The organism is Streptomyces sp. MK7, from assembly GCF_032658145.1.
Classification (GTDB): Bacteria; Actinomycetota; Actinomycetes; order Streptomycetales; family Streptomycetaceae; genus Streptomyces; species Streptomyces spiralis.
Genome location: NZ_JAVACL010000049.1, coordinates 26,444 through 47,931 on the forward strand (window position 1 = coordinate 26,444; position 21,488 = coordinate 47,931).

Here is a 21,488-nt window from a genome sequence, read left to right on the forward strand (position 1 = left end):
GGATCCCTCAGGGGCGTTGTGCCGTCCTGACGGGTGCACGAAAAGCACACGGACGGCGAGGAGCGGGGCGGACATGGTGCGGCATGCGGGGCGGGGATGGCACGGTCGGGTGCTGGCGGCGGCGATCGGGGTGACCGCGGTGGCCGCCGCCACCTCGGTGTGGACCGCGCAGGCGGATCCCACCGGGAAGCAGCATGCGAGGACAGGTGTCTCGGCGCGGCCCTCCGCGCCGGCGGCCGCGGCCGGGGGCTCCGCGCCGGCGAAGGTGTCGGCGGAGATCGTCCATGCCTCGGACCGTGGCGCCCGGGGCGTCAACATCACCATCGACGACGGGCCCGACCCGGTGTGGACGCCGCAGGTGCTGCGGGTGCTGCGGGACAACGGTGTGAAGGCCACCTTCTGCATGGTGGGCACGCAGGCCGAGGCACACCCCGACCTGGTGCGGGCGGTCGTGGCGGCCGGGCACCGGCTGTGCGACCACACGGTGTCGCACGACACCGGCATGGACCACAAGTCACAGGCGTACCAGTCACAGCAGATCCTGGACGCCGAACGCATGATCACCAAGGCGTCCGGGGGTGTCCGCCCCATGTACTACCGGGCCCCGGGCGGCGCCTTCACCCCGTACAGCCGCGGCCTCGCCGCGTCCCGAGGGATGCGGCCGCTCGGCTGGAACGTCGACAGCAAGGACTTCGAGCGTCCCGGTACGGCGGCCATCGTCGCCACGGTGGAGAAGGAGGTCGCGAACGGTCCGACCATCCTCTTCCACGACGCGGGCGGCGACCGCTCCCAGACCGTGGCGGCGCTGCGCGAGGTGCTGCCCTGGCTGAGGCAGCAGGGGTACTCGTTCGGTTTCCCGGTGCGCTGAACGCGGTCCGGTGCGCCGTGACCCGGCCGTGGCCCGCCCTCTCCGGCCCTCTCCGGACCCGCGTCGGCTGCGGATGCGCCCCTGGGAGGGGTCGGCCATGCTGGTAGTGAACCCTCGCCGTGAAGGAGCACGCGATGAGCATGATGGACAAGCTCAAGGGGCTGCTGAAGGGTCACGAGGAGCAGGCCGGCAAGGGCGTCGACAAGGGCGGTGACTACATCGACGAGCGCACCCAGGGCAAGTACCGCAGCCAGGTGGACACCGCCCAGGACCGGTTCAAGGAACAGATGCGCGATCAGGACCGGGGCCCCGACCAGCCGCCGCGCTGACTGCTGCGCCCACTTCTCCTACCTCGGGCAGGGGAGGAAGTCCGGTGTCCTCGCGGCCCGCACGCCGCGTCAGGGGACGCGAGCGACGCCGGCGTAGATGCCGCTGTCCTCGGACGGCGGCTCGGGGGGCGATGTGAACCACTCGGGGGCCGTGACCAGTCCGGGGCCGACGAGCTCCAGTCCCTCGAAGAAGCGGGCGACCTCCGGGCGGGTGCGGAAGCCGAGGCGGATGCCGCCCCTGGCGTACTCGTCGGTGACCTGGCGCGCCAGTTCCGGGAAGATGTCGGACGCGGCGTGCGACAGCACGAGGTAGCTGCCCGACGGGAGCGCGTCGAGCAGCTCGCGCACGATGCCGTGGGCGTCCTGGTCGTCGGGGATGAAGTGCATCAGCGCGATCAGCGACAGCGCCACGGGGCGTTCGAAGTCGAGCACCTTCCGGGCGTGCTCGAGGATCCGGTCCGGCCGGCGCACATCGGCCTCGATGTAGTCGGTCATCCCCTCGGGCCGGCTGGCCAGCAGGGCCTCGGCGTGCCGCAGCACGATGGGGTCGTTGTCCGTGTAGACGACCTTCGCCGTGGGCACCACCCGCTGGACTATCTGGTGCAGGTTCGGCTCGGTCGGGATGCCCGTGCCGATGTCGAGGAACTGGTCCATGCCCTGCGCCGCGAGCCAGGCCGCCGCCCGGTGCATGAACGCGCGGTTCTGCCGGGCGCCGTCACGCGCCTGAGGCGGCAGCATGCGCCCTACGGCCTCGTCCACGGGGTAGTTGTCCTTGCCGCCGAGCAGCCAGTCGTACACCCGGGCAGGGTGCGCCTTGCCGGTGTCCGTCTGCGGGGCCGGGAGGTCGGGGGCTCCGGTCGCCATGGCGGCTCCTCCGTCGAGCGAGTGCGGTGGGTGTCAGGCGGGGTTGTCGATCACCGCAGTCTCGCACACCATCTGCCGTTCGGGTGAGCGCAGTTGACCGGAAGGCAGGTCGGCGCGGCTGTCCGGAACCCGGCCCCCATGCCTGCCCGGACGGGCGGGTCGAACACCAACTGCTCGAACCGACTCCAGGTGCCGCAGGCGGCGCACGGCGCAGCAGGCGTGGGCGGAGACCGCGGGCGCGCGGTGCGCGGACAGGTCCAGGTGACGGGCGGCCGCGAGGCCGGCGACCTCCAGCATGCCGGTGATGCCGCCGCAGCGGGTGACGTCCGCCTGGAGGCAGTCCAGCGCGTCGGCGTCCACGAGGCTGACGAAGTCCCGTGTGGTGTACGCCCAGTTGGTGAAGCCGCCGCTGCCGTGGACCGGGACCCGGTCATGGCAGGCCGGGAGGGCGTGGACCTGCGGCAGTCCGGCAGCCTGGTCCTGAGGTCCCACAGGGCGATGTCGGCGGCGGACACCGCCATGGCACCCGCTCCGGGCCGGCCGGCGTTGGGGATCCGCCTGCCCATCAGCTCCCACAGCGCGGGCGGCGAGGAGACCGGCCGTCCCCCGAGCCGGGGGTGAGCGTGCCCGGCAGGAACGCGGCGAGCGACACGTCGCCGCAGGCGCGGCCGATGCCCGTGCGCCCGCCCGCGTGCACCCGGCACAGGACCATGGTGGTGGTGTCCCACTCCAGGGTTGCGTCCTGCTCCTGCCGTCGGGGCTGTCGGTGGGCAGCTCGGACGCGTGCACGTCGACGGCCGCGCGTCGTCACCGGCGGGTGGCCCGTGCGCAGGGTGCGTGAACGACGCGGGACGCGTCCGGCCCGCCGTCCGCCCGGCCCAGGTCCGGCCGCCGCGGCGACACACCGCCCGGGTCGCCCGTGAGGCGGAACGTGCGCGGCAGCCGGACGAAGGCCTGCATGAAGCCCGGCTGGAACGGGACCGAATGAAGTACGCCGTGCGCCTGTCACGACCCGTCATGGACGCCGGGCGCAGTCGTCCACCGACGGGAAGGCCGGGGAGCGCCGGGTGCCGTGCCCGTACCGCCGAACGTGGTTGCTCCCCCGCATCCCGCCGCGGAACCCGAGGTGATCCATGCGCGTCCTGCTCGTCCATCCCAGTGCCCTGATGTACTCGGAGATCTTCCTCAGGCTGGAGCCGCTCGGCCTGGAGCGGGTGGCCGCCGCGGCCCGCGACGCCGGACACGAGGTACGGGTGGTCGACCTTCAGGTCCTGCGGCCACGGGACCTGCGCAGGGTGGTGCACTCCTTCCGGCCGCACGTGCTCGGCTTCTCGCTGAACTACCTGGCCAACATTCCCGAGGCCATCGACCTGTCCCGCGGCGTGAAGCAGGCGCTGCCGGACTGCTTCGTCTTCTTCGGCGGGCACAGCGTCTCCTTCGTGGCCGACGACGTGCTGCGCCAGGCGCGGGGCGCGGTGGACGCCGTGGTGCGGGGCGAGGGGGAACCGGCGATGGCCCCGCTGCTGGAGGCGGTGCGGGACGGGGGTCTGCGGGAGGTGCCCGGGATCGTCACCACCGACGGGCACGGGCCGGCCCCGCGCATGCTGCACAGTATCGACTCCCCGCGGCCCGCCCGGGACCTGATGCGCCATCGGCGCCGCTACTTCATCGGCGAGCTGGACCCCTGCGCCTCCATCGAGTTCACCCGCGGCTGCCCCTGGGACTGCTCGTTCTGCTCGGCCTGGACGTTCTACGGGCGCAGCTATCGCAAGGCGAGCCCGGAGGCCGCCGCAGACGAGCTGGCCTCCATCGCCGAACCCAACGTGTTCATCGTCGACGACGTGGCGTTCATCCGTCCCGAGCACGGCGACGCGATCGCCGCCGAACTGGAGCGCCGGCGGGTCCGCAAGCAGTACTACCTGGAGACCCGCGCGGACGTGCTGCTGCGCCACACCGAGGTGTTCGAACGCTGGGCCCGGCTGGGCCTGCGCTACATGTTCCTGGGCATGGAGGCCCTGGACGCCGAGGGCCTGGAACTGTTCCGCAAGCGCGTCAACCCGGACGACAACTTCCGTGCCCTTCGGACCGCGCGGCGGCTGGGGATCAACGTCGCCATCAACCTGATCGTGGACCCGGCCTGGGACGCCGAACGCTTCCGCCTGGTGCGCGAGTTCGCCCTGTCCGTCCCGGAGATCGTGCACCTGACGGTGATGACTCCTTATCCGGGCACCGAGATCTGGCACACCGAGTCCCGCCGGCTGACCACCCGCGACTACCGCCTGTTCGACATCCAGCACGCCGTGGTCCCCACCGCGCTGCCGTTGGACCGGTTCTACGAGGAGCTGGTGCGCACCCAGTCGGTCATCAACCGCAAGCACCTGGGTCTGCGCACCGCGTTCGGCGCGGCGCGTGTCCTCGCCGGCCGGCTGGCGCACGGTCAGACGAACTTCGCGCGCATGCTGTGGAAGTTCAACCGCGTCTACAACCCTCGCCGCCAGCTCGCCGACCACCGCCGCCCGGTCCGCTACGAGCTGCCCCTGCCGCCCCGGGTCCCGGTCGGGGACCGGCGGGAGCTGTACATCCACACCAGGTCGGCTCCCCGCTCCGGTCCCTCCACTCGTCCGTCCGGCGGTTGAGCGCGTCGCAGGCCGAAGCGCGTGGAGGGCGCTCATGTCACAGACACATCCCGGAGTGAACGAACCGCGGCACACCGCGTGGCCGCCCCGGGGCCGTACGGGCGAGAAGCTCCGGGACTATCTGACCACCACCGACCACAAGAAGATCGGCAATCTGTACCTGGTCACCGCGTTCGGCTTCTTCCTGACCGCCGGCATCATGGCGATGTTCATGCGGGCCGAGCTGGCCCGGCCGGGCCTGCAGATCATGGACAACAACCAGTACAACCAGCTGTTCACGATCCACGGCACGATCATGATGCTGCTGTTCGCGACGCCGACGTTCGCCGGGTTCTCCAACGCCATCATGCCGCTGCAGATCGGTGCCCCCGATGTCGCCTTCCCCCGGCTGAACGCCCTGACGTACTGGTTCTTCCTGTTCGGCGGGCTGACCGTGCTGTCCGGGTTCGCGGTCGACAACGGGGCGGCGCCGTTCGGCTGGTTCGCCTACGCGCCGCTGAACGGCGCCGTGCACAGTCCCGGCCACGGCGGGGACCTGTGGGCCATGGGGCTGGTGGTCGCGGGTCTGAGCACCACGCTCGGCGCCGTCAACTTCATCGCCACGATCCTGTGCCTGCGCGCGCCAGGCATGACCATGTTCCGGATGCCGATCTTCACCTGGAACGTGCTGTTCACCTCGATCCTAGTCCTGCCTGCCTTCCCGGTGCTCACCGCGGCGCTGCTGGCGCTGGAGGCCGACCGCAAGCTGGGCGCCCACATCTACGACCCCGCCAACGGCGGTGCCCTGCTGTGGCAGCACCTGTTCTGGTTCTTCGGCCACCCGGAGGTCTACATCGTCGCCCTGCCGTTCTTCGGCGTGGTCACGGAGATCATCCCGGTGTTCAGCCGCAAACCGGTCTTCGGCTACGTGGGCATGGTGGGCGCGACGATCTCGATCACCATGCTGTCGGCCACCGTCTGGGCCCACCACATGTTCGCCACGGGCGGGGTCCTGCTGCCGTTCTTCTCCGTGATGTCGTTCCTGATCGCGGTGCCCACGGGGGTGAAGTTCTTCAACTGGATCGGCACGATGTGGAAGGGCAGCCTCTCCTTCGAGACCCCGATGCTGTGGGCGATGGGCTTCATGGTCACCTTCCTGCTCGGCGGGCTCAGCGGTGTGCTCATCGCCTCCCCGCCGCTGGACTTCCATCTGACCGACAGTTACTTCATCGTCGCCCACCTGCACTACGTGCTCTTCGGGACGATCGTCTTCGCGACCTTCGGCGGGTTCTACTTCTGGTGGCCCAAGATCACGGGCAAGCTGCTCGACGAGCGGCTGGGGAAGATCCAGTTCTGGACGCTCTTCGTCGGCTTCCAGACGACGTTCCTCGTCCAGCACTGGCTCGGCGAGGCGGGCATGCCGCGCCGCTACGCCGACTACCTCGCGGCCGACGGCTTCACCGCCCTGAACACCGTCTCGTCGATCGGTTCCTTCCTGATCGGCCTGTCCACGCTGCCCTTCCTGTACAACGTGTGGAAGACCTCCCGTTACGGGACGAAGGTGGACGTGGACGACCCCTGGGGATACGGCCGGTCGCTGGAGTGGGCGACGTCGTGTCCGCCGCCCCGGCACAACTTCACGGAGCTGCCGCGCGTCCGCTCCGACTCCCCGGCCTTCGACCTGCATCATCCGGAGATCGTGCAGGAGTTGCCGCCGACGGAGCACGGTGCCGTGGAGGCGACGCCCGACACCCTGGGGGGGCAGAGCGAATGAAGTCCGAGGCCTACCTCTTCGCCGGCGTGGCCGTGTTCTTCCTGCTCACGGACGCGGCCTACATCTGGTTCGCCCGGGAGCCCGCCGGGATCGCCGCGCTGACCGTGTCCTGCTTCATGGCGTCGCTGATCGCCTTCTTCTGCCTGATCAACCACCGGCGCAAGGGGGAGCGGCCCGAGGACCGGCCGACCGGGGAGATCCGGGAACGCAGCGGCCGCGTCGACTTCTTCCCGCCGCACAGCAGGAACCCGGTGATCACCGCCGCCGGCGTGACCACGTGCGCCGTCGGTGTCATCTACGGCTTCTGGCTCTTCATGATCGGTTTCGGGGTCTTCGCCGTCGGACTCCTCGGCATGGTGTTCGAGTTCGTGGGACGCGACGGCGCCTGAGCCCGGCCGCGCACCCCGGACCGCCTTCCATACCAGGAATCCTCGGAAATCGACATAAAAACGGCATAAGTCACCCGAACAGGGGAACTCTTGCATAAGGCAATAGACTCCCTTTCGGAGAGGAGACGACAGCAATGTCGTATCCACATCGCTCCAGTGAAGTGGGCGCCCATCCGGAGATGATGGGTGCGCATCCCGAGATGGCGGAGATGCGGGAACGGCTCGAGCGCACCGCTTCGAGCGGCCCGGCCATGGCCGTCGAGGGCCTGATCGTACTGACAGGCCTCTACGCCGCGATCTCCCCCTGGGTCGTGCACTTCGCGATCCAGCCCGCCATCACCGTCAACAACCTGATCGTGGGCCTCGCCGTCGCCACGATCGGGCTCGGCCTGGCGCTGGCCCCGGAACGCATGTTCCGCCTGGCGTGGGCGCTCGTCCCACTCGGCGTGTGGCTGTTCATCTCGCCCTGGGTGGTGACCTTCCTGCACACCGCGCGGGCGGGCATCATCTGGAACAATTGCTGGGTCGGTGCGGTGACCATGGTGCTGGGACTCGCCGCCATGGGCCTGACCATCGGCAAGGCACGCCGGGGCGCCGGGAGGTGACACACAGGAGCACGCCGTGTCCGCGTCCGAAGGCGCGGACACGGCACAGCCCTCGCTCCCGTGGGGAATCCGAACGCCACTCCCGTGGGGAACCGGCGCTCACTCCTGCGGGGAACCGACCCCGCCCGACACCGGATCGGCCGTACGGCCGGTGATCTGCAGACGCTCCTCCGCCGTCGTCGGCACCTCCACCCGCTCGCCGTAGTACCAGCGGCTGAGCCGGGCCTGGAGCCGGCGGTGCAACGGGGCGCCGCGGCCGGGGTGCGCCAGCGGCAGCGGGATGTCCCTGACCAGCAGCTTGTAGCGGCGGCGGCGGTCGAGTCCCTCGTGGCTCTCCGTCATGCCGCCCGGGAGGTCCTGGTAGACCTCGCCGGTCTCCTCGCCCTCCTCCAGCAGCCGCCGTTCGTGCAGTTGGAGCGCCAGGCAGACGCGTCTGGTGATCAGGTACGCGAGCACCGGACCGACGAACACCAGCACACGGAAGATCCAGGTGAGGCCGTCGACGGAGACCCGGAACACGGTGGCGATCACGTCGTTGCCGCCCGCGAGCAGCAGCACGCCGTAGAAGACGATCGCCGCGACGCCGAGCCCGGTACGCACGGGGCGGTCCCGCGGCCGGTCGCACAGATGGTGCTCCACCAGGTCGCCGGTGACCCATCGTTCGAAGGCGGGATAGCAGTAGAGCACCAGGAAGAGCAGCGCCGGCACCACCACCGCCGGGAGCAGCACGTTCCACATGAAGGTGTGCCCCGCGACGTTCCACTCCACGCCGGGCATCAGCCGCAGCGCGCCCTCCAGGAACCCGACGTACCAGTCCGGCTGGGCGTCGGTGGACACCTGGTCGGGGACGTACGGGCCGAAGGCCCAGATGGGGTTGATCTGGGCGATCGCCCCCATCACGGCGAGGACCCCGAAGACCATCAGCGACAGCCCGGTCGACTTGCCGACGAACGAGGGGAACATGGGCTGCCCCACCACGTTGCGGTTGGTCTTGCCCTGCTCGGACCACTGGGTGTGCTTCAGGTACACCACCATGATCAGGTGCACCGCGATCAGCGCGATCAGCACGCCCGGCACGAACAGCACGTGGACGATGTACAGCCGCTTGGTGATCGCGTCGCCCGGGAAGGGGCCGCCCCACGCGAAGAAGGCGAGGTAGGTCCCGACCACCGGGATCGACTCCACGATGGTGTTGGCGGTGCGCAGTCCCGTGCCGGACAGCAGGTCGTCCGGCAGGGAGTAGCCGGCGAACCCCTCCAGCAGCGCCAGCAGGAACAGCGTCACGCCCACGGCCCAGTTGAGCTCGCGCGGCCTGCGGAAGGCGCCGGTGAAGAAGATCCGCAGCATGTGCACGCCCACGGCCGCCACGAACACCAGGGCGGCCCAGTGGTGCATCTGCCGCATCAGCAGGCCGCCGCGCACGTCGAAGCTCAGCTGCAGGGTCGAGTCGTACGCCTTGGACACCAGCAGGCCCCGCAGCGGCCCGTAGGAGCCCGTGTAGCGCACCTCGGCCAGGCTCGGATCGAAGAAGAGCGTCAGGAAGGACCCGGTCAGCACCAGGACGACGAAGCTGTACAGGGCGATCTCGCCGAGGAGGAACGACCAGTGGTCGGGGAAGGCCTTGCGCAGCAGCTGCCCGGCCAGCTCGGACACGGGTGCACGCCGGTCGGCGACGACGTAGGCCTGGAACGCCGCCTGCCGGGCCCTGGCTTCGACTCTCGCCTTGCGGCGCCGCATCAGCACGCCCGCATCACGCTCCTCGTGTGTCCGTCCGGCCACCGCCGGGCAGCCCGGACGGCGCGGCGCGGCGGGCCCGGGGGCGCCCGCCTGCCGGGTGTTTCAATCTTGGGTGTACGGCCCGGGCGCATGCGGCAGGCATGCCGGGAGCACCCCCATTTCCGCGGGTACGACACCTACGACACCTATGACGCCTCCGGCCCGGTCGCGGCCGGGGGACGCACCAGGAGCGCAGAGCGGCCCGGCGCTCCGGCAAGGAGCAGCTGTGGACAGTCCAGGCGGCATCGTGGAGGAGCTGACGGAGGACCACCGCCGGGTCCGGTCCCTCTTCGACGGGATCCGGTCCGCACGGCCCGGCTCCGCCGAGCGTCCGGCCCTGGTGGAGCGCGCCGCCGGGGAACTGGTGCGCCATGCGACGGCGGAGCGGGCCCATCTGTACCCGGCGGTCCGCCGCTTCCTGCCGGACGGCGACGGCTGGGTGGAGGGGGAGCTGCGCGAACTCCGGGAGATCGAGGAACTGCTGAAGGCGCTGGAGGCCGCCGACCCGGCCGGCGAGGAGTTCGTGGAGCTGCTGCTGTCGCTGGTCACCCGGGTGACGCGGCACGTCGTCGAGGAGGAACAGCTGCTGTTCCCCCGGCTCCAGGCGCTGTGTCCCCCCGACGTGCTGCGGGACCTGGGCGCGAAGGTACGGGACACCAGGGCGGCGGCACCGACCCGGCCGCGCCCCGCGGCCCCGGCCTCGGCACCGCTGGTCAGGCTCACCACCCAGCTGTGGGGCCCCCTCGACCGCATCCGCGACGCGGCCACCCGGCGCACCCACCGCTGAACCGCGGCCCGCGTGGCCGCGCCCCCGGTCGGCGGGGCGCGCGGCGGCGTCCGGTGCCGGCGGCATGGGCCGTCGAGGTGGTTTCCCGCGTCATCGTGCGCCATGGGGGTACTGCGGACATGCGGCCCGCGTCGGTTCCGCCGCGCGGGGGTGCGCGCGTGCGATGCGGTGCGCCGGGAGTCACCGTCGTGTCCGCGGTGTCCGGCGCGTGCGCCGATCGTCGCGGGGCCGTACCGCCGGACCCGAAGGAGTCCACCGTGAACGTGAACTTCGAGCGCGAACTCGCGCGGATCGAGAAGCAACTGGTGGCCGAGGATCCCCTCCTGGCGGAGAAGCTGGCGACGTTCGAGCAGATCACGGCTCCCTGGCCTAGGGGGTGTCTCGTCGATCAGGCCGGATCAGGGTGCGGTGGCCGGTGCCGTACATCGCAAGGCGGAGGAGGGAGTCGATGCGGAGCATCGGCGACCGACGACAACGCGGCGAGGTGCGGTGCCCGGCGCCGCGAGCCCGGCATGATCGGCGAGACACCCCCTGGAGCCGAGCGGCGGCACCATGTGTTCCTCCTGGCCGCCCTCGTCCTCGCGCTGCTCGCCCTCACCTCCGCCCTCGCCGCCGGCACGTCCACCGACCATCCCAGGCCGTCCCAGGTGGTCACGGGGTATCCGGCGGGAGCCGGGTAGCCGGGCCCGGCGGGAGCGGGCGGAGGTCCCGGGCGGCGGGCGGCCGTCCACATGTGCAGGATGACGGGCGTGAAGCGTCACTTCCCGCGGCTCCGGCAGGCGGTGCTCGATCTGGAGCACCGGCTCGCCGCGCTGGCCCTGGTCCGGCGCGGACGCGATCTGGAGCTGATGCACCGGGCGATGGGGTTCGCCACCCTCTCCCTGGTCACCCTGGCGCCCCTGCTCATCGTCATCGCCGCCGCCGACCCCCTCGGCGAGGGCGGCTTCGCCTCGTGGCTGGTCGACGGCATGGGCCTGTCCGGCCGGTCCGCGCGCATCCTCTCCGACATCATCAGTCCCCCGGTCAAGGTGATCGGCACCACCAGCGTCTGGGGCGGAATCCTCCTCGCGGTGTTCGGCATCTCCTTCGCGGGCAGCGTCCAGAACGGCTACGAGCGGATCTGGGGTCTGCCGCCCGGCCCGTGGCACCGCGTGTGGCGGCAGGCGACGTGGCTGGCCGTGATGAGCGCGTACCTCTACCAGGAGGTGCTGACCGGGCACGAGTTCCACGGCTGGCCGCGGATCACCCTGTCCGCGTCCACCGGCGCGCTGTTCTTCTGGTGGAGCCAGCACTTCCTCCTGGGCGGCCAGATCCCCTGGCGCAGACTGCTCCCCGGCGCGCTCGCGACCATGGTGGGCCTGGGCGGCCTGCGCGTCTTCTCCTACCTGGTCTTCACCCCCCTCATCGTCGACAACGCGCTCAGCTACGGAACGGTCGGCATCGTGCTGGTCGTGGAGTCCTGGCTCACCGGGGTCGGTTTCGTCGTCTACGGCGGCGCGATGTTCGGGCGCTGGTTCTGCGATCACCACTGGCTGCCGCAGGGGCACTAATGCCGCGACAGGCGACGTTCGCCCCGTCGCGGCGCCCGGCACTCCCCCACTGCCTTGACGGCGTGGGAGGTGCCCCCACTCGCCGCACGGGGCACAAGCCCGAGTACGTCCAGTACGGGGGCTCGCACCCGGCACTCCGCCGGACTTCGGCCGGTGGGACCCCCGGAGCACGCACCGGACGCCGCTCCTTGACGGGCAAACGCTGCCGGCCGCGGCACCGGGTGTGCCGTCCGGGCGTTTGGTGACGTGGCCGGCGGGATACTCCGTGACGGCCCAGCCCGTCCGGACCCGGGTGGCAGGGGCGGTTGCCGCCTCCGCCCGGCGTCCGCCGTCGACGCCCAGGAAAGCCACCGTGTCCCACCTCCGCTCCGGCTCCCCAGCCGCCACCGCGGCGGGCTCGACCGCCGGCTCGCCACCGAGGCCGGACGACTGCCGGTGAGCGCCCTGACCATCGCGCTCACCCTGCTGGCGGCGCTGTCCAACGCCTCGGCCTCCGTGCTCCAGCGGCGGGCCGCGACGGACGAGTCCGGGGGCGGCTCCGGGGCGCGGCAGGCGGTGCGGTGGCTGGCCCGCTTGCTGCGGCGCCCGTACTGGCTCGCGGGCGCCGGACTGCTGGCGGTGTCGACCGTGCTGCAGGCGGCGGCTCTGTCCGTGGGCAGTCTCTCCGTGGTGCAGCCGCTGCTGGCCAGTGAGCTGCTGTTCACCCTCGCCGTCGGCAGCCTCGTCTTCCGCCGCCGCCCGGACCGGCGGACCTGGCTGGCCTTCGCCGCCCTCGCCGTCGGACTGGCCCTCTTCCTCGGCGCGGCGTCGCCCCCGGAAGGCACGTCGACCGCCCCACCGGAACTCTGGCTGCGGGTGGGCGCGGCACTGCTGGGTGTGGTGGTGGCGGTGCTCATGGCGTCCCGCCTGGTGCGGGGCGCCCCGCGGGCCGCGCTGCTGGGGCTGGCGTCCGCGGTGTCGTTCGCGGCCACGGCAGCGCTGCTGAAGGAGGTCACCGGGCGGTTCGACCAGGGCCTCGGCGCGCTGCTGACGCAGTGGCCGCCGTACGCCACCGTCGTCGTCGGGGGCCTGAGCTTCCTGCTGCTGCAGAGCGCGTTCCGCGCGGGCAGCCTCACCGCGTCACAGCCCGCGCTGACCCTCGGGGACGCGGTGACCAGTGTGGCGCTGGGCTGGGCGCTGTTCGAGGAGTACATCGGGCTCGGGGTCCGGGTGCTGCCCGAGGTGATCGGCGTGGCGCTGATCGGCGCGGGGAGCATAGGACTGGCCGGTGCCGCGGCCTCCGGCGGCTGGGACACGCCGCAGGTCGAGCCCGGCGGTCCGGGCCCCGACGCCCGGTGGACCTCCCAGCGGCCGCCCGGGTGAACCGGTCCCGGTCATGGGCGGGCCGTACTCCTTGCTCCGCCGGTTGCGGTTCCGGTTGCGGTTCCGGTTCCGGCGCGGGTGCCACCATGGCCGGGGGGGCCTCGGCCAGGGTCAGCTCGACACCGCCGGCGCACCGGCACGAGACGTTGCAGGGGAGGCTGCACACCGTGGCGGAGGTGGTGGTCAGCACGACCGCGCAGGTGACCAGGGCGAGTGCCCAGCCGGGGAACGGCCACGGGCCGCGGCCCAGGAGGGCGAGCAGGATCCGTACGGGCGGCAGGGTGACGGCCGTGCACAGCGCCGGTCCCAGCGACACCAGAAAGCTCACCGCCAGGACGGACACAGGGTCGGCCCGTGCCATGCGCAGCCGCAGTCTGCGGGACCGGGGTACGGTCCCGCCCGCGGGCCACAACTGTTCCGCCACGCCGGGTATTCGGGGCGCCGGACGCGGCTGCACATCCTCCTGGACGTCCTCCGTGGTGTAACGGTCACCGGTTCCGTGCGCGGTTCCTCTGCTGCGGCCCATGTCCGCTTCCTCCCGGTCACCCCCGCCGCTGTGCGTTGTCGACGCCAGGCGCGCCGCATCGCACCCGCATCCGCGGTTCACCCGGCCGGCCGCACCGCCGCCGCATCGGCCCCCGGGGCGGCGACCCGGCCCACGGCCACCGGCGCATCGGCCGGGCAGCGCACGGCGGGTGCGTCACAATGGTGCTGTCGAACACGGCGACACCGGACATGGACGAGAAGTAGGAGCGGCTCGTGCGCGCACGTGACCTGGCGGTCGAGTACGAGACGGTCGGTGTCGGCACCGACGCGACCGAGGCCGCGCGGCTGATGGCCGAACACCGGCTGCCCGCGCTGCTCGTGCTGGACGACGACGGTGCGCCGAAGGCGATCCTGCCCGCCTCTCAGATGATCAAGGCCGTGGTGCCGGCGTACGTCATGGAGGACCCGACGCTCGCCGCGGTGGTGGACGAGCGCCACGCCGACCGCCTCTGCCAGGCGCTGAAGGGCCGCACGGTGCGTGACTGCCTGTCGACGTCGGTGCCCGAGCCGCCGGTCGCCGCCCCGGACGACACCGCGCTGGAGGTGGCCGCGCTGATGGCACAGGTGCGCAGTCCGCTGGTCGCGGTCGTCGACAGGGACGAGGCGGGCGTGCGGCTGCTCGGGGTGATCACCGCCTCGCATCTGCTGGAGCGGCTGCTGCGCGCCGCGTCATGAGCCGGCCGGTGCCGGGCCCTGTCCTGCCGGGTGCGCGCATACCCGTGGACGGACCAGGGATCTGTCAGAGCGGCGTCAAGGACGGGTGACGTTCCTCGCGGTGTGCCGGGAAGCCCCGTCGGCGAGCAGAGGACGCCTCTCCCCTCCGACCCGTCCGTCTACCGACCGGAGCACCGTGAACGACTGGCACAGCTGGGCGGCCGTCGCCGTGTTCGTGGGCGCCTACGCCCTGATCATCAGCGAGAAGATCCACCGTGTCGCCGTCGCGCTCGGCGGGGCGGGCCTGATGCTGGCCATCGGCGCGACCGATGACGTGTCGGCGTTCCACTCCGAGGACACCGGGGTCGACTGGAACGTCGTCTTCCTGCTCATGGGCATGATGGTGATCGTCGGCGTGCTGAAGAAGACCGGCATGTTCGAGTACCTGGCGATCTGGGCCGTCAAGCGGGCCCGCGCCCAGCCGTTCCGGGTCATGGCGATGCTGATGGTGATCACGGCGGTGGCGTCGGCGCTGCTGGACAACGTCACCACGGTGCTGCTGATCGCCCCGGTGACGCTGCTGGTGTGCGAGCGGCTGGCGCTGCCCTCGGCGCCGTTCCTGATCGCGGAGGTGATGGCGTCGAACATCGGCGGCACCGCCACGCTGGTCGGCGACCCGCCGAACATCATCATCGCCAGCCGCGCCGGACTGACCTTCAACGACTTCCTCGTCCATCTCGCGCCACTGGCCGTGGTGCTCGTCGTGGTCCTGCTGGGGCTGTGCCGGTTCATGTTCCGCGCCGCGCTCCGGTTCGACGAGGACCGCGCCGCCGAGATCATGGCGCTGGAGGAGAGCGAGGCGATCCGCGACCGGCGCCTGCTGGCCCAGGGGCTCGTGGTGCTGGGCCTGGTCGTCACCGGGTTCGTGCTGCACCCGGTGCTGCACTACGCCCCGAGCGTCGTGGCGCTGCTCGGCGCCGGGCTGCTCGTGGCGGTGTCCGCGGTGGAGACGGGCGACGTCCTGGCCGAGGTGGAGTGGCCTACGCTCGCCTTTTTCGGCGGGCTGTTCATCATGGTCGGCGGACTGATCGGAACGGGGGTCGTCGACCGCGTCTCCCAGGCACTCGCCGGTGTCATCGGCGGGAACGAGCTGGGCGGGGCCATGACGCTGCTCGGTGCCTCGGCGGTGCTGTCGGGGGTCGTCGACAACATCCCGTACGTGGCGACCATGGCGCCGATCACCGCCGATCTGGTGCACCGCATGGGCGGTGGCGGCGCCCATGTGCTGTGGTGGGCGCTGGCCCTGGGGGCCGACCTGGGCGGCAACGCCACCGCCATCGGCGCCTCGGCGAACGTCGTGGTCCTCGGCATCGCGGAGCGCAGCCGGCAGCCGATCTCCTTCTGGCAGTTCACCAAGTACGGGCTGGTCGTGACAGCGGTGACGGTCGCCCTGTCACTGCTCTACGTCTGGCTCAGGTACTTCGTCCTGTCCTGAGACCGTCCTGTCCTGAGTCTGCGAGTCTCCGAATCCCTGAGTCCCTGAGTCCTGTCCCGGGCCGGATCAGCCCGGGTGCCGCGAGCCGGGCCGGAGACCGACCATCCGCCAGATCCTGACCTCGCGCACGGCCCCGGGAAGCTCCTTGACCAGCAGGGCGAGCGCCAGCCCGCCGAGCACCGCGGCCTCCGCGATGAGCACCTGTTTCCCTGTCATCCTCGCTCGTTGCTCCTTTCCCGGGCTGCTGCCGTCCGTCCGTGCCGTTCCCGGCGCCTCCCCGGTGACGCGTCACCCGGGCGGGAGGTTCGGCATGGTCCTCGTGATCGCGCCGTGATTCTTCCAGTGGATGCCGGTGGACCGCCGGGCGTCGGCGGTGCCGTCCTCGTGGTGTCCCTGCTGACGGTGGTAGGGGCCGGTGTTGCCCTGGTGCAGCCCGCGGACGTGTCCCGCGGCGTCGGGCTTCACGTCGGGCCTGCCCACTCTGATCCTGCCCATGGTCCGCTCCTCGGTCTCGTAGGTCTCCTCGGTCTCGTCGGTCTCGTCGGTCTCGTCGGACGTCGTCGCCGTGTCAGGCTCGCCAGTGCGGGTCGTAGCCGCTGGTCAGCTCTTCCTCGTTGTGGCGCCACTTCGGTTCCTTGTTGACGGCCATGCTGGTGATGCCGCGCAGCCGCCGGATGAAGGCGCCGTAGGGCTTGATGAGGACGGAGGACAGGCTGCCGCCCGTGGGTTCGTCCATGAAGGGCATGAAGGCGTCGGGGAAGGCGGGCATGGTGCAGCCGATGCAGATGCCGCCGACGTTCGGGCAGCCGCCGATGCCGGCCATCCAGCCGCGCTTGGGCACGTTGCAGTTCACCACCGGGCCCCAGCAGCCCACCTTCACCTGGCACTTGGGCGAGTTGTAGTCCCTGGCGAAGTCGGCCTGCTCGTAGTAGGCGGCCCGGTCGCAGCCCTCGTGGACGGTCCTGCCGAACAGCCACTGCGGGCGCAGCATCTCGTCCAGCGGTGGGGGCGGCGCCGAGCCTGCGGCGTGGTGAAGCACCCAGGTCAGGGTCTCCATGAAGTTCTCGGGCTGGACCGGGCAGCCCGGCACGTTGACGACGGGCAGGCCGCCCTGCGACGTGAAGTCCCAGCCCAGGTAGTCCGCGAGGCCCATGCAGCCGGTGGCGTTGCCCGCCATGGCGTGGATGCCGCCGTAAGCCGCGCAGGTGCCGGCCGCGACGACCGCCCAGGCCCTCGGCGCGAGCCGGTCGATCCACCAGTTGAGGGGGAGCGGCTCTCCCGTCTCGGGGTCGTTGCCGAAGGAGGTCCAGTAGCCGCCGCCCTCGATGATGTTCTGGTTGGGCACCGAGCCCTCGATGACGAGGACGAACGGCGTGAGGTCGCCGCGGGCCGCCGCCCGGTAGGGGGCGAGGAACTCCTCGCCGCCCAGGCTCGGCGAGAGCACCTTGTTGTACAGGTGCACCTTGGGCAGCCCGGGGACGAGCCCGAGCACGATGTCCTCGATGGCGGGCTGCTCCGACGCGGTGATGGAAACGGTGTCGCCGTCGCAGCTCATGCCCTCGGAGATCCAGAGGATGTGGATCTCGTCGAAGCCGGCGCGTTCGCGGGCGTCCTGGGACTCCTGGCCGGCGGGGGCGGTGCCGCTGGTGTTGACGCTCATGTGCTCGGCCTCTCCTGGCGACGGTCCGGCTCCTGCTCGGAGACGGGCGCGCGGCCAGGGCATGCCTTCGCCCTGCTCCGGGGGCACCCGTCTCCGCACCAGGCTCACACGCCGCACCCGGGACCGCCTCTTGTGCGGGGGCGGTGGGGTGAACGGTGCCGATACCGGCGCTGGTGACGGTGCCTGTGCCCGTGACGGTGCCGGTGACGCCGGGCCCGCTGGGTCACACGTCGGAGTCGGGCCAGCCGAGAAGACGGGCGCCGATCACCGCTGTTTGCAGCGTGTACCGGTGCACCGGGTCCGCCGGGTCGGCACCGGTCAGCTTGTGGATGCGTTCCAGGCGGTAGGTGAAGGCGCGGATGCTCAGGCCGAGGCGGCGCGCCGCCTCGGCGGCCGTGCAGCCGGCGTCGAAGTACGCGGTGAGGGTGTCCAGGAGCGGCCGGGCGCCGCCCCGCGCGCCGCGCAGCGGCCCCAGGGTGTCGCGGACGAGGTCGGCCATCGCCTGACGGTCACGGGTCAGCACCGGGTAGACGAGGAGCTCCGCGGCGCGCAGCACCGGCTCCTGGAGGTCGAGGCGGTCGGCGAGTTCGAGGGCGTTGAGGGCCTCCTCGTAGGAGTCGACCACTCCCCCGGCACCCGAGTGGGGGCGTCCGATGGCGACCCGACCTCCGTCGGTGGCCGCGTAGGCGTGCTTGGCGAAGAAGGCGAGGACGTCGTCCTGGTCAACCGGGGCGACGCAGACCAGCCGCCCGTCCTTGGTGGTGAGCAGGATGCGGCGCTCCGCGAAGCGGCCGAGCAGGGCGGTCTCGACGCGCCGGGTGGCCGGGTGGGTGTCGTCCACGGGCTGCCGGCCCCCGGCGACGGCCACCGCGTGGGCGCGGGAGAAGAGCAGTCCGTAGCGTTCGGCGCGTTCGGCCAGCCGTCCGAGGTCGCTGCGGCCGTAGAGGAGGTCGTCGATGAACTCCCGGCGGTCGGCCTCCTCCTGGCGCATGGCCAGCCGCTGCGCCCGCTCGTGGCCCTCGGCGAAGGCGTCGACGGCCTGTTCGACGGCGGCGAGGACGCGGTCGACCCCGACGGCGGCCAGTGCGGGCGAGAACGCCCGGGTCTCGGCGAGGTGGCAGCGGACCAGCGTCCGCAGTTCGTGTCCGGCCTCCGCCGCCCGTTTCCCCTGGGCCCGCAGGGACTCCCGTTCGTCCCGGGTCAGCCGGGCGGCCGGTGACGCAGACATCGGCCAGGATCCGGGTGTAGCCCTCCAGAAACTCCCCGGGCACCGCTGGCCGTGTCACGGGCCCCTCCCCCACCTCTTGATCGGTCGTTGGCGCCTTCTTAACGCGCGTGGACGAGGGTGCCAAACCTTTGGCACCGATGACCGTTCCGGCCTGTTTTGCGCCCATGACATAGCACCCGAAGGGGACTTCGGCGACCGCCGCTTGGGTGATCAACACGTCATGTGGTTAGCATATGAGCGCCTCCTAGCTCGAAAGATAGATCTGTGACTGTCAACGACGACTCGTTCACCAACTGGAAGAACCGCGAGGAGATCGCGGAGTCGATGATCCCGATGATCGGGAAGCTGCACCGGGAACGGGACGTCACCGTCCTGCTGCACAGCCGCTCCCTGGTGAACAAGTCGGTGGTGAGCATCCTCAAGACCCACCGGTTCGCCCGCCAGATCGCCGGTGAGGAGCTCTCGGTCACCGAGACGCTCCCCTTCCTCCGGGCCCTCACCACGCTGGACCTCGGGCCGTCGCAGATCGACATCGGTATGCTGGCCGCGACGTACAGGAGCGACGACCGCGGTCTGCCGGTGGAACAGTTCACCGCCGAGGCCGTCGCCGGCGCCACGGGCGAGGGCAAGATCGAGCGCGGTGAGGGACGCGACGTCGTCCTCTACGGCTTCGGCCGCATCGGCCGCCTCGTCGCCCGCCTGCTCATCGAGAAGGCCGGCTCCGGCAACGGACTGCGGCTGCGCGCGATCGTGGTGCGCGGGGGCGGTGAGCAGGACATCGTCAAGCGCGCCTCGCTGCTGCGCCGCGACTCCATCCACGGCCAGTTCCAGGGCACGATCACCGTCGACGAGGCCTCCAGCACGATCGTCGCCAACGGCAACGCGATCAAGGTCATCTACGCCGACGACCCGACGCAGGTGGACTACACGGCGTACGGCATCAAGGACGCCATCCTCATCGACAACACCGGCAAGTGGCGTGACCGCGAGGGCCTGTCCGAGCACCTGCGCCCGGGCATCGACAAGGTCGTCCTGACCGCGCCCGGCAAGGGCGACGTCCCGAACATCGTGCACGGCGTCAACCACGACACCGTCAAGCCGGACGAGCGGATCCTGTCCTGCGCCTCCTGCACCACCAACGCGATCGTCCCGCCGCTGAAGGCGATGGACGACGAGTACGGAGTGCTGCGCGGCCACGTGGAGACCGTCCACTCGTTCACCAACGACCAGAACCTGCTGGACAACTACCACAAGTCCGAGCGCCGCGGCCGGTCCGCGCCGCTGAACATGGTCATCACCGAGACCGGCGCGGCCTCCGCCGTCGCCAAGGCGCTGCCCGACCTCAAGGCGAGGATCACCGGCAGCTCGATCCGCGTCCCGGTGCCGGACGTCTCGATCGCGATCCTCAACCTTCAGCTGGCCCGCGAGACCACCCGCGAGGACGTCCTCGACTACCTCCGCGGCGTCTCGCTGACCTCGCCGCTCAAGCGCCAGATCGACTTCATCACGGCGCCCGACGCGGTCTCCAGCGACTTCATCGGCTCGCGCCACGCCTCGATCGTCGACGCCGGCGCCACCAAGGTCGAGGGCGACAACGCCATCCTCTACCTGTGGTACGACAACGAGTTCGGCTACTCCTGCCAGGTCATCCGCGTCGTCCAGTACGTCTCCGGGGTGGAGTACCCGACCTACCCGGCGCCTGCGGTCTGACACCCGACCGCGTTCCCCCGGTCCGTCACCGGCGGGGCGACGGCTCGCAGCCGCCGCCCCGCCCGCGCGCGTCACGGGTTCAGCCGGCGTGGATCCTGCCCTGCTCGACCATGAAGTGCTGCGGCTGGGAGCAGCCGATGGACGGCGTGACCAGCAGGCTCACATCGACCGGTGCGGGCTCGGCGGCCGAGGTCGAGAACCGGCAGACGGCGCCCTTTCCGGTCAGCGGATACCAGAACCAGCCGTCCACGGCGCCCACGGTCGCACGGGCCGACTCCTTCCAGGCACCGCCATCGGTGCGCATGTAGACCTGAAGGCGCACGGAGGCGGCGTACCGGTCGTCGGCGGAACGCACCGCGGTCAGGGTGAACTTGTAGTCGCCGCCGAGGACCGAGGAGGCGATCTGCCGTGTCCGCGGCGCGGCGGCCGGGGCCGCGCTCGATGAGCCGGCGGCACCGGCCCCGAGGACGGCCGCCGTCACGAGTGCGAGCGCCGCGGCCGGGCCGCGGCGGGTGAGAGTGCGCGTCACGCTCATCTTCTTCCCCCTGGAGGTGCGGTCGGATTGCCGGGGAACGTCCGGTTCTTCCCCTTCGGTGGAGAAGACACCCCGACCGGCCCAGGGGTTGTACGGCCGCGTTCACGCACCCCAGGACGGACGACACCACGCGCACCGGACGGACGGCGTCACGCACGACGGAAGCCGCTCGGGGACCCGGCCGGAGCCATCCGATCGCGGTGTGTGAGACTGCGCCCATGATCCGCGCCGCGACCCCCGCAGACGTCCCCGTCATCCACGACCTGATCCGCGAACTCGCCGAGTACGAGAAGGCGCTCGACGAGGCGCGGGCGACGCCGGAGCAGCTCGCGGAGGCACTGTTCGGACAGCGCCCGGCGGCCTACGCGCATGTCGCGGAGGGCCCGGACGGCGAGGTCGTGGGCTTCGCCCTGTGGTTCCTCAACTTCTCCACCTGGCGGGGTGTGCACGGCATCTACCTGGAGGACCTGTACGTCCGCCCCGAGGCCCGCGGCGGCGGCCACGGCCGGGCCCTGCTGACGGAGCTGGCCCGCATCTGCGTGGCGCGCGGCTACGAACGCCTGGAGTGGTCGGTCCTGAACTGGAACCGTCCGGCGATCGACTTCTACGAGGCGATGGGCGCCCGTCCGCAGGACGAGTGGACGGTCTACCGGCTCACGGACGAGGCGCTGACCGCGCTGGGGCGGCAGGGGTAGCAGGCCCGTTCCGGCCGCCCCGAGCCGTTCCGGGCGCGGGACCCGG

The 21,488-nt window shown here is 71.4% G+C and carries 20 protein-coding genes and 2 pseudogenes; 14 read left to right on the forward strand and 8 right to left on the reverse strand.

Annotation, left to right across the window (positions count from 1 at the left end; genetic code table 11):
• Positions 1 to 73: 73 nt before the first annotated feature.
• Complete coding sequence (locus R2S09_RS33870; RefSeq protein WP_316745191.1) at positions 74 to 868, forward strand: polysaccharide deacetylase family protein; 795 nt, start codon at positions 74 to 76, stop codon at positions 866 to 868.
• Positions 869 to 1,002: 134 nt separating this feature from the next.
• Positions 1,003 to 1,197, forward strand: a complete 195-nt coding sequence (locus R2S09_RS33875) for an antitoxin (protein ID WP_306191988.1) — start codon at positions 1,003 to 1,005, stop codon at positions 1,195 to 1,197.
• 69 nt (positions 1,198 to 1,266) lie between these two features.
• Here the strand turns inward: R2S09_RS33875 and R2S09_RS33880 are convergent, their stop codons facing one another.
• Positions 1,267 to 2,061 (reverse strand): SAM-dependent methyltransferase, encoded by a 795-nt coding sequence (locus R2S09_RS33880; RefSeq protein ID WP_316745193.1) that lies wholly within the window; start codon positions 2,059 to 2,061, stop codon positions 1,267 to 1,269.
• Between the two features lie 33 nt (positions 2,062 to 2,094).
• Positions 2,095 to 2,850: pseudogene (locus R2S09_RS33885) on the reverse strand (enolase C-terminal domain-like protein).
• 344 nt (positions 2,851 to 3,194) lie between these two features.
• Here R2S09_RS33885 and hpnR point away from each other — a divergent pair.
• From hpnR to R2S09_RS33905, 4 genes are all read left to right on the forward strand, one after another.
• Positions 3,195 to 4,697 carry a hopanoid C-3 methylase HpnR gene (gene hpnR / locus R2S09_RS33890; protein WP_316745195.1) on the forward strand — a complete coding sequence of 501 codons (1,503 nt, stop codon included), beginning with the start codon at positions 3,195 to 3,197 and terminating at the stop codon, positions 4,695 to 4,697.
• A gap of 34 nt (positions 4,698 to 4,731) precedes the next feature.
• Complete coding sequence (ctaD, locus tag R2S09_RS33895) at positions 4,732 to 6,450, forward strand: cytochrome c oxidase subunit I (RefSeq protein ID WP_306191985.1); 1,719 nt, start codon at positions 4,732 to 4,734, stop codon at positions 6,448 to 6,450.
• Positions 6,447 to 6,839, forward strand: coding sequence for a cytochrome c oxidase subunit 4 (locus tag R2S09_RS33900; protein WP_306191983.1), 393 nt, complete (start codon positions 6,447 to 6,449; stop codon positions 6,837 to 6,839). Before ctaD ends, R2S09_RS33900 begins: the two co-directional genes overlap by 4 nt.
• A 134-nt stretch (positions 6,840 to 6,973) precedes the next feature.
• Entirely contained in the window at positions 6,974 to 7,444 is a 471-nt protein-coding gene (locus R2S09_RS33905; protein WP_306191982.1) for an SPW repeat protein, read from the forward strand.
• A gap of 99 nt (positions 7,445 to 7,543) precedes the next feature.
• Here R2S09_RS33905 and R2S09_RS33910 read toward each other — a convergent pair whose 3' ends face one another.
• A complete protein-coding gene (locus R2S09_RS33910) occupies positions 7,544 to 9,187 on the reverse strand; it encodes a cytochrome bc complex cytochrome b subunit (protein WP_316745197.1) in 1,644 nt (547 codons plus the stop codon).
• Between the two features lie 259 nt (positions 9,188 to 9,446).
• On the opposite strand from R2S09_RS33910, the gene R2S09_RS33915 reads away from it, so the two are divergent.
• The 6 genes from R2S09_RS33915 (at position 9,447) to R2S09_RS33940 (ending at position 15,614) form a co-directional block, all read left to right on the forward strand.
• Entirely contained in the window at positions 9,447 to 10,007 is a 561-nt protein-coding gene (locus R2S09_RS33915; RefSeq protein WP_306191980.1) for a hemerythrin domain-containing protein, read from the forward strand.
• Positions 10,008 to 10,264: 257 nt separating this feature from the next.
• On the forward strand, positions 10,265 to 10,687 hold the full coding sequence (locus tag R2S09_RS33920; RefSeq protein ID WP_316745199.1) for a hypothetical protein: 423 nt from the start codon (positions 10,265 to 10,267) through the stop codon (positions 10,685 to 10,687).
• Between the two features lie 60 nt (positions 10,688 to 10,747).
• On the forward strand, positions 10,748 to 11,557 hold the full coding sequence (locus R2S09_RS33925) for a ribonuclease BN (RefSeq protein ID WP_306191978.1): 810 nt from the start codon (positions 10,748 to 10,750) through the stop codon (positions 11,555 to 11,557).
• A gap of 435 nt (positions 11,558 to 11,992) precedes the next feature.
• On the forward strand, positions 11,993 to 12,919 hold the full coding sequence (locus R2S09_RS33930) for a DMT family transporter (protein WP_316745201.1): 927 nt from the start codon (positions 11,993 to 11,995) through the stop codon (positions 12,917 to 12,919).
• A 759-nt stretch (positions 12,920 to 13,678) separates the two neighbouring features.
• Complete coding sequence (locus R2S09_RS33935) at positions 13,679 to 14,140, forward strand: CBS domain-containing protein (protein ID WP_306191976.1); 462 nt, start codon at positions 13,679 to 13,681, stop codon at positions 14,138 to 14,140.
• A 175-nt stretch (positions 14,141 to 14,315) separates the two neighbouring features.
• Complete coding sequence (locus R2S09_RS33940; protein WP_306191975.1) at positions 14,316 to 15,614, forward strand: ArsB/NhaD family transporter; 1,299 nt, start codon at positions 14,316 to 14,318, stop codon at positions 15,612 to 15,614.
• A gap of 66 nt (positions 15,615 to 15,680) precedes the next feature.
• Here the strand turns inward: R2S09_RS33940 and R2S09_RS33945 are convergent, their stop codons facing one another.
• The 4 genes and pseudogenes from R2S09_RS33945 to R2S09_RS33960 form a co-directional block, all read right to left on the reverse strand.
• Positions 15,681 to 15,830, reverse strand: a complete 150-nt coding sequence (locus tag R2S09_RS33945) for a hypothetical protein (RefSeq protein ID WP_306191974.1) — start codon at positions 15,828 to 15,830, stop codon at positions 15,681 to 15,683.
• 72 nt (positions 15,831 to 15,902) lie between these two features.
• A complete protein-coding gene (locus R2S09_RS33950) occupies positions 15,903 to 16,109 on the reverse strand; it encodes a hypothetical protein (protein WP_306191973.1) in 207 nt (68 codons plus the stop codon).
• Positions 16,110 to 16,182: 73 nt separating this feature from the next.
• The gene (locus R2S09_RS33955) at positions 16,183 to 17,274 is read right to left on the reverse strand and encodes a hydrogenase expression protein HypE (RefSeq protein WP_306191972.1); all 1,092 of its coding nucleotides are present in this window, start codon (positions 17,272 to 17,274) and stop codon (positions 16,183 to 16,185) included.
• A 223-nt stretch (positions 17,275 to 17,497) separates the two neighbouring features.
• Positions 17,498 to 18,560 (reverse strand): annotated as a pseudogene (locus R2S09_RS33960) (PucR family transcriptional regulator).
• 206 nt (positions 18,561 to 18,766) lie between these two features.
• On the opposite strand from R2S09_RS33960, the gene R2S09_RS33965 reads away from it, so the two are divergent.
• Positions 18,767 to 20,212, forward strand: coding sequence for a glyceraldehyde-3-phosphate dehydrogenase (locus tag R2S09_RS33965; RefSeq protein WP_316745204.1), 1,446 nt, complete (start codon positions 18,767 to 18,769; stop codon positions 20,210 to 20,212).
• 79 nt (positions 20,213 to 20,291) lie between these two features.
• Here the strand turns inward: R2S09_RS33965 and R2S09_RS33970 are convergent, their stop codons facing one another.
• Positions 20,292 to 20,747, reverse strand: coding sequence for a hypothetical protein (locus tag R2S09_RS33970; protein WP_316745205.1), 456 nt, complete (start codon positions 20,745 to 20,747; stop codon positions 20,292 to 20,294).
• Between the two features lie 218 nt (positions 20,748 to 20,965).
• Between R2S09_RS33970 and R2S09_RS33975 the strand changes: the two genes are divergently transcribed.
• A complete protein-coding gene (locus R2S09_RS33975; protein WP_316745207.1) occupies positions 20,966 to 21,442 on the forward strand; it encodes a GNAT family N-acetyltransferase in 477 nt (158 codons plus the stop codon).
• Positions 21,443 to 21,488 lie beyond the last annotated feature (46 nt).